Annotated in this window: 9 protein-coding genes; 5 read left to right on the top strand and 4 right to left on the bottom strand. The window is 69.9% G+C overall.

Translation table 11 applies throughout. From position 1 onward, the window contains the following. Positions 1-28 precede the first annotated feature (28 nt). Positions 29-1,078, top strand: coding sequence for a 4-hydroxyphenylpyruvate dioxygenase (gene hppD / locus UA74_RS14920; RefSeq protein WP_075764579.1), 1,050 nt, complete (start codon positions 29-31; stop codon positions 1,076-1,078). Positions 1,079-1,130: 52 nt separating this feature from the next. Further along, positions 1,131-2,432 carry an aminotransferase-like domain-containing protein gene (locus UA74_RS14915; protein WP_075764577.1) on the top strand — a complete coding sequence of 434 codons (1,302 nt, stop codon included), beginning with the start codon at positions 1,131-1,133 and terminating at the stop codon, positions 2,430-2,432. 10 nt (positions 2,433-2,442) lie between these two features. Here the strand turns inward: UA74_RS14915 and UA74_RS14910 are convergent, their stop codons facing one another. Next, complete coding sequence (locus tag UA74_RS14910; protein ID WP_075740838.1) at positions 2,443-3,687, bottom strand: MFS transporter; 1,245 nt, start codon at positions 3,685-3,687, stop codon at positions 2,443-2,445. An 85-nt stretch (positions 3,688-3,772) separates the two neighbouring features. On the opposite strand from UA74_RS14910, the gene UA74_RS14905 reads away from it, so the two are divergent. From UA74_RS14905 to UA74_RS14895, 3 genes are read left to right on the top strand one after another with little or no spacing between them, the layout of a single operon-like run. Then, the gene (locus UA74_RS14905) at positions 3,773-4,012 is read left to right on the top strand and encodes an MbtH family protein (RefSeq protein WP_269466416.1); all 240 of its coding nucleotides are present in this window, start codon (positions 3,773-3,775) and stop codon (positions 4,010-4,012) included. Continuing rightward, positions 4,009-5,028: a 1-aminocyclopropane-1-carboxylate deaminase/D-cysteine desulfhydrase gene (locus tag UA74_RS14900; RefSeq protein ID WP_232237770.1), complete on the top strand. Its 1,020-nt coding sequence runs from the start codon at positions 4,009-4,011 to the stop codon at positions 5,026-5,028. Before UA74_RS14905 ends, UA74_RS14900 begins: the two co-directional genes overlap by 4 nt. Positions 5,029-5,030: 2 nt before the next feature. Further along, a complete protein-coding gene (locus UA74_RS14895) occupies positions 5,031-6,059 on the top strand; it encodes an alpha/beta hydrolase family esterase (protein ID WP_075740836.1) in 1,029 nt (342 codons plus the stop codon). Here UA74_RS14895 and UA74_RS14890 read toward each other — a convergent pair whose 3' ends face one another. The 3 genes from UA74_RS14890 to UA74_RS14880 all read right to left on the bottom strand — a co-directional run bounded on the left by UA74_RS14890 (position 6,060) and on the right by UA74_RS14880 (position 10,479). Next, the gene (locus tag UA74_RS14890) at positions 6,060-7,256 is read right to left on the bottom strand and encodes a cytochrome P450 (protein WP_083683219.1); all 1,197 of its coding nucleotides are present in this window, start codon (positions 7,254-7,256) and stop codon (positions 6,060-6,062) included. Between the two features lie 209 nt (positions 7,257-7,465). Beyond that, positions 7,466-9,328, bottom strand: coding sequence for an AfsR/SARP family transcriptional regulator (locus tag UA74_RS14885; protein WP_232237769.1), 1,863 nt, complete (start codon positions 9,326-9,328; stop codon positions 7,466-7,468). 50 nt (positions 9,329-9,378) lie between these two features. Then, on the bottom strand, positions 9,379-10,479 hold the full coding sequence (locus UA74_RS14880; RefSeq protein WP_075764575.1) for an alpha-hydroxy acid oxidase: 1,101 nt from the start codon (positions 10,477-10,479) through the stop codon (positions 9,379-9,381). Between the last annotated feature and the right edge of the window lie 529 nt (positions 10,480-11,008).

Here is an 11,008-nt window from a genome sequence, read left to right as displayed (position 1 = left end):
ATGGATTTCCCGACTGGAGGGGTTGGCAATGGCGGCACAGGCAGGCGGCGCGTTCCAGGACATGACCGTCGACCACGTGGTGTTCCACGTCGGCGACGCGCACCAGGCCGCGGCGGAACTCGCCGACAAGTACGGCCTGGCCGTGCTCGACACCACCGAGGACACCACGGTGCGCTCGGTCACCGTGGGCGGCGCAGGCGGCATCAGCCTGGTGTTCACCGAGGCCGTGACCGGGGACCACCCCGCAGCCGCCTACGTCAGGGTCCACGGCGACGGCGTCGCCGACATCGCCCTGGGCGTCCCCGACGCGCGGGCCGCGTTCGCCGAAGCCGTACGCAGAGGAGCCCGCCCGGTGGCCGCACCCGCCGAGGACGGCGACGCGGTCGTCGCCGCCATCATGGGCTTCGGCGACGTCGTCCACACCTTCGTGCAGCGCCCCACCACCGCCGCACCCACGACCGAGGACGCGCCGCCCGCCGAGACCGGCGTCCACGGCCTCGACCACTTCGCCGTCTGCCTCGAACCAGGACAGCTGACGGACACCGTGAAATTCTACGAAGACGTCCTCGACTTCACGATGATCTTCGAAGAGAAGATCGTCGTCGGCGCACAGTCGATGAACTCCCAGGTCGTGCAGAGCGCCTCCAGCGCCGTCACCCTCACCCTCATCGAGCCCGACACCTCCCGCAGCCCCGGCCAGATCGACGACTTCATCAAGAACCACGGCGGCGCAGGAGTGCAGCACATCGCGCTGATCACCGACGACATCACCGGCTCCATCCGCGCCCTGCGCGACCGAGGCGTCGACTTCCTCACCACCCCCGGCGCCTACTACGACGCCCTCGCCGACCGCATCGAACTCACCCGCTACTCCGTGGCCGAACTCGGCGAACTGGACATCCTCGTCGACGAGGACCAGGGCGGTAAGCTCTACCAGATCTTCGCCCGGTCCACGCACCCCCGAGGCACCTTCTTCCTCGAAGTGATCGAACGAGCAGGCGCACGCACCTTCGGCACCGGCAACATCAAGGCCCTCTACGCGGCGGTCGAGGCAGAACTGGCCAAGACGCCCCGCTAGCCGCACCCGAACACCAGACCCCGACGCCGTGCCCGCCCGGAGGGGAACGCCGATGGACCCGCTGCGCCTGACCGACCTGCACGGCTCGCTGGCCGACCCGGTGCTGGCCGCCATGGAGTTCCTCAACGAGGTCGCCCACCGCTACCCGGAAGCCGTGTCCTTCGCCCCGGGACGGCCCTACGAGGAGTTCTTCGACGTCGAGGACCTGCACCGATACCTGCGCACCTTCCACCGACACCTCGTCGAGGACCAGGGAATGGACGCCGCAGGAGCACGCCGAACACTGTTCCAGTACGGCCGCACCAAGGGCATCATCCACGACCTGATCGCCCGCAACCTGGCCGAGGACGAGGCAGTCCACGTCGACCCGGAGTCCATCGTGGTCACCGTCGGCGCGCAGGAGGCCATGCTGCTCGTCCTGCGCGCCCTGCGCGCCGACCCACACGACGTCCTGCTGGCCGTGTCCCCGGTGTACGTCGGCATCACCGGGGCCGCCCGCCTCGTCGAGATGCCAGTGCTCCCCGTACGCGACGGCCCCGCAGGCGTGGACCTCGACGACCTCACGGCCGCCGCGCGCCGCGCCCGCGCCGCAGGCCTGCGCCCCAGAGCCCTCTACGTGGTCCCCGACTTCGCCAACCCCTCCGGCGCCACCCTCGACCGCCGACTCCGCTCGGAACTGCTGCGCGTGGCCGCCGACGAAGACCTCCTGATCCTCGAGGACAACCCCTACCGCCTGTTCGGCTCCACCGACGACCGCCCACCCACACTGAAGGCCCTCGGCGGCGACCGCGTGGTGTCCCTCGGCTCCTACGCCAAGACCGGATTCCCCGGCGCCCGCATCGGCTACGCCGTCGCCGACCAGCCCGTTGACGTCGGCGACGGACGCACCATCCCACTGGCCGACCAGCTCTCCCGACTCAAGAGCATGATCACCGTCAACACCCCGCCGATCGCCCAGGCCGTGATCGGCGGCCTGCTCCTGGAACACGGACACAGCCTCGTCAAGGCCAACACCCGCGAGATCGAGGTCTACCGCCGCAACCGCGAACAGGTCCTCGACGGCCTCGCCGCCCGACTCCCCGACGCACACCGGCTGGGCGTGCGCTGGAACAGCCCCGCAGGCGGCTTCTTCATCGTCGTGACCGTGCCCTTCCCCGTGGACGACGCACTGCTGGAGCGCTCCGCCCGCGAGCACCGCGTGCTGTGGACCCCGATGCACCACTTCTACGGCGACGGCACCGCGATGCCGCACCTGCGCCTGTCGGTCAGCCTGCTCACCCCCGACGAGATCGACCTCGGGCTGGACCGCCTCGCCGAGTTCATCACCGACCACGCCCGCCAAGCAGGCACCTGACACACACCGCTCACACCCGCGCCGCCGCCGCAGCCACCCGCGAGGCCCGCGCCCCGCCCACCGCCAGCCACGCCACCGCGCAACAGCCGACGAGCACCGGCCACGGCCACACCGTCCCCTGCGCCAACAGACCGGTGAACAACACCGGAGCCACCACCATGGCCATCCCCCAGGACATCTGATGCACCCCGAGATACCGGCCCCGCATGTCCGGCGGAGCCAACCGCGCGGCGAACGCGGAACTGGTCGGTGCGAACAACAACTCCGCCACCGTGAACACCACCACACCCAGGAACAACGCCACCAGCGCAGGCAGCGGCGGCAACAACGCCGAGGTCGCCAACACGACGAACGCCAACGCCCACACCACCGCCGCCAGCCGCAGCACCCCCGTCTCGGCCCGCTTCTCGGTCCACCGGACCACCGGCGGCTGCGCCACCACCACCAGCACCGTGTTGACCGTGTACAACGCCCCCGGCAGCCACGCATACCCCGGCAACGTCAACCCGACATAGGCGGGCACCAACAGGATGATCGCGTACACCGCGACCACGAAGAACCCGTTGGCCACCACCAGCAGCATGAACGGCCGATCCCGCAGGACCCGCCGGTAGCCGCCGGTCGCCCTCGGCCGCGCCACCGCCGCCCGCCTGCCCGCCAACGCTCGCGCCTTCGGCCAGGTGCCGATGAGCACCGCCACGAGCACATAACTGACCGCATTGGACACCGCCAACGCGTGATAACCGATGTCACCGAACCCGACCACCGACGCCGCGACGATCCCGCCCAACCCCAGCGCCGCATTGCGCGTGGACCGGATCAACGCGAACCAACGCGGCTGCTGCTCCAGCCCCACCAGGGCCACCACCATCGTCCCCTGCGCAGGCAGCCACGCCCCGTCGGCCCAGTAGATCATCGCCGCCGCCAGCATCAACTGCCACGGCGTGTCCACCCACAGATAGGACAGGAAGCCGACACACCGCAGCACGTTGCAGCCGACGATCACCGCAGTCGCACCGAACCGGTCCACCAACGGACCCGTCAGCACACCGGCAGGCACCCCCGCGAGCGCGGCCACCGACAACGCCGCACCGACGGCCACCAGCCCCAGATCGGTGACGGCCAGGAAGTACGGAATGGTGAACGGAAGAAACAGACCACTGCCGAGACTGTCCACACCCGCCGTGATCGCCAACCTGCCCAGTCCCCGCATCCGGGGAAATCCGAAACGCTCCGCCCCCCGGGTGATCACCACGCCGCGAGAATAACCACCAAAAGAAGCCCCTGGCAACGATAACGAAATGAAAAGACCCCTCGCTAACATGTCCCCAAAAAACTGCGTGGAGGTATTTCAAGTGCTGGGAGACAATGAAAAATCCGCCGAATTCGACGTCGTGATCAATGACGAGGAGCAGTACTCGATCTGGCCCGCCGACCGAGACGTCCCGGCAGGCTGGCACACCGTCGGCACCCGAGGCCCGAAACAGCAGTGCCTGGACTGGATCGACGAACACTGGACCGACATGCGACCCCGCAGCCTGCGCGAGGCGCTGCGCCAGGCCGCCGGAGACTCGGCTTGACCGAGCCCGCCGCACCGCCCCGCGTCGCACTGACCACCACACCGACCCGCATCCAACCGCTCGCAGGGCTGTGCCGCCGCCGAATCCACCTCAAACGCGACGACGAGAACTCGTCGATCTTCGGCGGCTGCAAGACCAGGGCACTGGAGTTCGTCCTCGGCGCCGCCACGCAGGCCGACGCCACCACCGTGCTCACCGCAGGAACCGTCGGCTCCAACCACATCGCCGCCACCGCCCTGCACGCCGCCCGACTCGGCCTCGCCGTCACCGCACTGGTCCTGCCCCAGGAACCCGGCCCGCTCGTACGCCGGAACCTGCAACTGGCACTGAACGCGGGCGCCCGCCTGCACCCCGTGCCCACCGGGGTGTCGGTGCACCCGTCCCGCCCACGCCACCAGGCCGCCGTCGACGAACTCCTCGACCGAGGCGAACGCCCCTTCGTCATCCCCTTCGGCGGCGCAGCCCCCGTCGCCGGAATCGCTCACGCCCTGGCAGGCCGAGAACTCGCCGACCAGGCCCGCGCACTGGCCCTGCCCACCCCGCTGCGGGTCTACCTGCCTGCCGCCTCCACCCTCACCGCCGCAGGCATCGCCGCCGGACTGGCCACCGGACTGGCCACCGCCGAGATGCCGTTCGAGGTGACCGCCGTCGACGTCGTCGGCGACCCCTCCGTCACCGGAGCAGGCCTGCTGGGCCGCGCCAGAGAGACGGCCGCCCTGATCGGCGCCGAGGAGCACGCCGTCCGACCAGAACACCTCCGACACGTCGACGGCCACTCCGCCGCGCCCTACGGTCGGCCCGACCCCCGGTCCGAACACGCCGCCCGCCTGCTCCACGACACGGCAGGCATCGCCGTCGACGAGTGCTACGGGGCCAAGGCTCTCGCCCGACTCCTCGCCGACGCCGACACCACCGACGACGGCACCTACCTGTTCTGGCACACCGGAAACACCCGATCGGCGGACGGAGGTGTGTCGACGCCGGTACCCCCGGAACTGGCTCATTACGCTCGCTGACCATGGTCGGACTCCCGCAGCGGTGCGCGCTGGCCATCGCCGTCACCACGGCGTTGACCGCGTGCACCGCCCCCGAACCCGCCGCCCCGCCCGCCCCGGCGGACCCCGCCGCAGCGGGGGAGGAGGCACCCGCCGCCCTGCGCCCGGCCACCGACGCCGTCACCACCCTCCGCGACATCTCCGTCGCAGGCACCCCCCGCTCCTACCGACTGCGCATGGCCGAGAGCCCCGCCGAACACCCCGGCAGACCCCTGATACTCGTCCTGCACGGCAAAGGCGGCTCCGCCGCCGAGATGGAGCGCTACAGCGGACTCAACGCCGCCGCCGACGCCCACGGCGTCGCCGCCGCATACCTCCAAGGCGCGAACGAAGGCTGGGGCGCCTCACCACAACCCACCGCACTGCGCCCCGACCCGGACGCCGACATCGACTTCGCCCGCGCCGTGATCGACGAACTCACCAGCACCACCCAGATCGACCCCGACCGCGTCGCCGTGGCGGGCTTCTCCGAAGGCGGACTGATGGCACTGCGCCTGGCCGCCGAACACCCCGACTGGTTCACCGCAGCAGCCTCCGTGGCAGGCCAACTCCCGGGGCCGCCCGTCCCGGTCCAACCGAGCGGCCCCATCCCGCTGCTGTCCGTCTACGGCGACGCCGACCCGCTGCGCCCCATCGACGGCCTCACCACCCCACCCGAGGGAACACCGCCGATCGGGCAGGAACCACCCCGACCGACGATCTCCACCGCCGACACCGTGAACGCGTTCTGCCGAGCAGGCGGCGCCGACGAACACCGGCACGAGGAACTCCCCGACACCGACCAGCCCGACGGCACCTCCCTCACCCGCGACACCTGCACCAACCCCACCACCGGACTACGCGTGGAGTCCATCGTCGTCCACGGCGGCGGACACACCTGGCCGGGCGGCGAGTTCCCCAACCCGCCCCGCACCGTCGGGACGACCAGCCGACAACTCTCCGCCGCCGACGCAGTGGTCGACTTCCTCCTCACCAGCCGAAGCCGACGCTGATCACCAGGTGACCGGCAACTCTCGAGGAGAACGCAGCAACGTCCCCTCCTTCCACGGCACCTCCTCCGCGGGCGTCGTCAGCCGCAGATCCGGGAACCGCGTCAACAACGACTCCAACGCCACCTGCAACTCGCCCCTGGCCAGCTGCGCCCCCAGACAGACGTGTACCCCGCCCCCGAACGCCAGATGCGGATTGTGCTCACGAGTCAGGTCGAACTCATCCGGATCGGCGAACACCCGATCGTCCCGATTCGCCGAATTGGTACTGGCCACCACCGCCTCACCCGCCCGCACCAGCACCTCACCCAGCTGCACATCCTCGACGGCATACCGCGCGAAGGCACCACCGGAGCCCAACGGAATGAACCGCAGCAACTCCTCCACCGCAGAAGGCACCAACTCCGGACGCTCCCGCAGCAACGCCCACCGCTCCGGCCGCGACAACAACAGGTACACCGAACTGGCGAACTGACTCGCCGTCGACTCATGCCCGCCGACCAGCAACGTGATCCCCGTCTGCCGCAACTCCTGCTCGGAGAGCCGATCATCATCGTGCGCGGCCACCAACGCACTCATCAGGTCGTCACCGGGAACCCGCCTACGCTGCTCGGCCAGCTCACCCAGATACTCCTCCAACCCCGCCCGCGCCGCCACGACCTCCTCCCTGGTGAACGCCGTCGTGGACAACACCATCGCCGAGAAGTCCCGAAACCGGTGATGCTCCGCAGGCGGCACCCCGAGCATCTGCGAGATCACCGACACCGGCAGCGGCAACGCCAGCCTCTCCACCAGATCCGCAGGCGGACCGACCCGCTCGATCTCGTCCAACAGGCCGTCGACGATCTCCTGAGTACGCGGCCGGAACTCACGAACCCGCCGCGCGGTGAAACCCCGCGCGATCATCCGACGCAGCCTGCTGTGCTCCGGCGGGTCCATACTCAGGATCGAACCCGCAGGCGCGGCCTCCGGCGTCACCCGAGGCGTGTCCTCCCGACCGGCCGCACGAGCCCGACTGAACCGCGAGTCCGACAACACGGTCTTGACATCGGAATACCGAGTGACCAGCCAGCACTCGTCACCGTAGGGCAGCCGCACCCGCATCGCGGGCTGCTCGGCACGCGACCGCGCATAACTCGGGTGCACGTCAAGGCGCACCGGATCGCCGAAGGGATAAGGGCAGGTTCCGACTGTGGTCACGGGGCTCCTCATCAGTTCTGGGAATGCACCGTCCAGCACACTCCTGGTGACAACCGGCCGACAGCCCAGCACCCCCGGCCGGACCCCACGGCCCCGACCAGAGACCGAACCGCCGCCGGAGGATCGAGAAGGGCGCCCGATCACCGCGCCCGACGCGAGCATCACACGCGCAGGCCGACCCCACCGCGCCCACGACCGCAACCGACGCATCACGTCACGTCGGCGGTCGCCGGACGCCGAAGCCCGGACGACGCCTCCCGTCCGCTCACCGACCCACCCGCCTGCGCAGGCGGGGGAGCGGTCGCCAACTCCGCCGCATAGGCGTGCGGCAGACTCGGCAGCCGATACCGAGCCTCGCCATCGGCACCGGAGACAGCCGGTTCCAACAGATGCGCGTCCACCAACCGCTCCAAGACGTCATCGGCATCCGGCGCCGAACAGCCCAACAACGCCTCCGCCGTCCAACTCGTCAACTCCGGAGCAGGCAGACCACCCAACGCCTGATACAGATGCGCCGCCACCGGGTCCAGTCGACGCGCACTGCTCGCCAACCCGTCATGCAGCCGCTGCCCCCCACCACCGAACCCGGTCAACCGCCCGGCAGGACGACGCAGCTCCCGCACCATCCTCGGCACATCCCAATGCGGCTTGCCCGCCAACCGTGCGGCCGCCGCCGACAACGCCCCCGGCAGGCGCCCGCACAACTCGACGAGCTGAGACACCGCCTCCGGATCACGCCCCACCCTCGCAGCCCCGACGATCCCACGCACCAGCTGCACCGCCTCGTCCTGGCGCAGACCACCGAGCCGCAACGGCACGGTCCCACACCGCGCCACCAGCTCACGCAACGTGCTCCGCGAGGTCACCAACACCTGACACGTCGGACTGTTCGGCACCAACGGCCACACCTGCGCGGCGTCACGGGCATCGTCGAGCACCAGCAGCATCCGCCGATCCGCCACCAACGTACGAAACAACGCAGGCCGCTCCGCAGGACTGGGCACCCGCTCCGGCGGCACCCCCAACGCATGCAGCAGATACGTCAACGCCGTGTGCGGATCCACCGGAGCACGACGCGGATCATGCCCACTCAGATCCACGAACAACTGACCGTCGGGAAACAGATCGGCATTGCGAGCACCCCACCACACCGCCAGCGCGGTCTTGCCCACCCCGACCCCGCCGACCAACAACCCCAGCGGCGGCGCCCCACCCCGCCCGCCCCGCGCAGCCAACCCGTCCAACGCCGCCAACGACTCCGCCCGACCGGTGAACGCCTGCGTCGCGGCAGGAAGCTGCGCAGGCGGCCGATCCACCACCGGCCCCCCCTCGTCCAGCAGAATCCGCTCGTGCAGCCGCCGCAGCTCCACGCTCGGCTCCAGCCCCAACTCCTCGATCGACCGCCGACGCCACCGAACGAACGTCTCCAACGCCGCGACCCGCTGCCCGGACTGATACTGCGCCGTCATCAACAACCCGTGCAGCCGGTCCCGCAACGGATGCCGGTCCACCGCGTCCACCAGCCCCGCGACCAGCAGACGATGCTCACCCAGCTGCAGCCGCAGCTCCACCTGCTCCTCATATGCGGCGAGCAGACTCTCCTCCCACTGCGTGGCCGCATGCTCCGGCACCGCCCCGGTGACGTTGGACAGCACCGGTCCACGCCGCAACGCCAACGCCGCGTCGTAGCAGCGGACCGCCTCGGCCAGCCGCCCCCGCCGCGCCCGCGCCTCGGCCACCAACTCCTCGAACACCAGCGTGTCCATCCGGTGCCCCTCCGGCCGCAGCACATACCCCGGCGCCGCAGTCTCGATCAGCTTCCGCTCGACCCCGCGCTCCCGGAACGTCTTCCGCAGCGCGGACACACAGATCGCCACCTGCGTCCGACTGCTCGACGGCGGCCGCGTGCCCCACACCGTCTCGACCAGGCTGTCCACCGACACCACCCGACCCGCATTCAGCAGCAGCATCGTCAACACCACCCGCTGCCTCGGACCTCCGATCGGGACCTGGTCTCCCCGCACCAGAACCTCCAAGGGCCCCAACAAGCGGAAATCCACCATCTCGGTCATGAAGCCTCCGAATCGCGGTGCGGTAGCGCCGTTCACGGTCCGTGCGGCCGTCAGGGCAGACAGGAATCGAGGTGCGTCGTGAGATCACGCGCGGCGGCGACGTCGACACATCCCGCAAGCAGCAACGCCTGCTCCAGCTCGACACCCAGCAGACGCAGGACTCGAGCCACCCCGTGCTCGCCGTCGACAGCCAGCCCCCACAGGATCGGCCTGCCGATCAACGCACCGCTCGCACCGAGCGCCAACACCCGCAGGACGTCGACACCGCTGCGAATGCCGCCGTCCACCAACACTTCGGCCGTCGCACCCACCGCCTCGACGACACGAGGCAGCGCCAGCGCAGTGGGCAGCGCACCGTCAAGCTGCCGTCCACCGTGGTTGGACACCACGACCGCAGCCGCGCCCAGGTCGACGCACCGCACGGCATCCCTCGGATCGAGCACTCCCTTGACCACCAACGGAAGCCGAGTGCGTGCCCGCAGCCACTCCAGGTCATGCCAGCCGAGCGTCGGGTCGAAGGCCGTCCCCGTGTGATCGGCGACCGCAGAGCCGCCTGCTCGCCGGTCGTGTGCCCCGCTCGGGCCAGGGGCAAGGTGGGCCGCCTGCACCGACGACGGCAGCGCGAAGCCGTTGCGCACGTCGCGCAGCCGCCTGCCCATCACCGGGACGTCGACGGTCACGACGAGCGCCGAACAGCCTGCGGCCTCCGCCCGCGCCACCAGCTCCGTGACGACGCCTCGGTCTCGGAGCCAGTACAGCTGGAACCACAGCGCGGCGTCGGTGCCCGCGATGTCCTCGACCGTCCGACTGCTCAGGGTGCTGACCGTGAACGGCACCCCGGCCGCTGCCGCCGCGCGCGCGGCGGCGAGTTCCCCGTCCGGGTGGACCAGGCGCTGGTAGGCCATGGGTGCCACCGCGAGCGGCAGCGCCGCCACGGTGTCCACGAGCGACGTTCTGGTGGCCGCCGCCTCGACGCCCGCGAGCATCCGGGGAACGACGTAGGTCGCGTCCAGCGCCGTGCGATTCGCCGCCAGGGTTCGTTCGGTGCCGCTGCCGCCTGCGATGAAGTCGCGGACCTCGGCGGGCAGGAGTGCCGCCGCAAGGCGTTCCAGGTCGGCCAGGTCGACGGCCCGGTCGGAGTGCCCGGTCATGCGTGGCGGTCTCTGGCGCGGGCGCCGGGCGCCGCTAGGGGAAGTCCGACGCTGTCGTCATGGATTCCGACGGATCGCAGGGAAGAGCGGGCGGCGGCGTGGCCTCCCGACGTGGTGCGGCCGGTCATCGATCCATTCGACATGCTGAAGTTCACCGTTCCCCCATGGACGGTCGGACACGCCGCAGGCGTGTGACGCTCCTTCCGTGCTGAGACCGCATGCTCGCGCAGCCGACTGACGGAGGAAGCCCTGCTCAATAAGCACAATAGTGCCGTGAATAGTTTACGAACTGTTTAAACTTTAACGAGATCAGTTAAAAGTGTCAAGAGCGACCTCCCGATTACTGTATTTGGGTGATGCGGTGATCATATTCGACGACCGCTACTCGATTTGCGCTGAAACCGATTCCCGGGACCAGAAGCAGGGGAGTGCCGAGCACCGATATTCCACCTCGACAAGTCGAACCTCAGCTCGCTGAACAGCCACTATCCCAACACTGGTCGATGTGGCCCGGATACGGTCCACCGTG

The sequence above is a fragment of the Actinoalloteichus fjordicus genome (assembly GCF_001941625.1).
Taxonomy (GTDB): domain Bacteria; phylum Actinomycetota; class Actinomycetes; order Mycobacteriales; family Pseudonocardiaceae; genus Actinoalloteichus_A; species Actinoalloteichus_A fjordicus.
The sequence above is the reverse complement of the archived record's forward strand: the minus strand, read 5'-3'. Positions and strand labels throughout refer to the sequence as shown.

What these genes read in the sequence shown, in the direction of transcription:
- UA74_RS14915 (WP_075764577.1), top strand. Translation starts at nt 1,131, where the DNA reads ATGGACCCGCTGCGCCTGACCGACCTGCACGGCTCGCTGGCCGACCCG.
- UA74_RS14880 (WP_075764575.1), bottom strand. Translation starts at nt 10,479, where the DNA reads ATGACCGGGCACTCCGACCGGGCCGTCGACCTGGCCGACCTGGAACGC.
- UA74_RS14895 (WP_075740836.1), top strand. Translation starts at nt 5,031, where the DNA reads ATGGTCGGACTCCCGCAGCGGTGCGCGCTGGCCATCGCCGTCACCACG.
- UA74_RS14885 (WP_232237769.1), bottom strand. Translation starts at nt 9,328, where the DNA reads ATGACCGAGATGGTGGATTTCCGCTTGTTGGGGCCCTTGGAGGTTCTG.
- hppD (WP_075764579.1), top strand. Translation starts at nt 29, where the DNA reads ATGGCGGCACAGGCAGGCGGCGCGTTCCAGGACATGACCGTCGACCAC.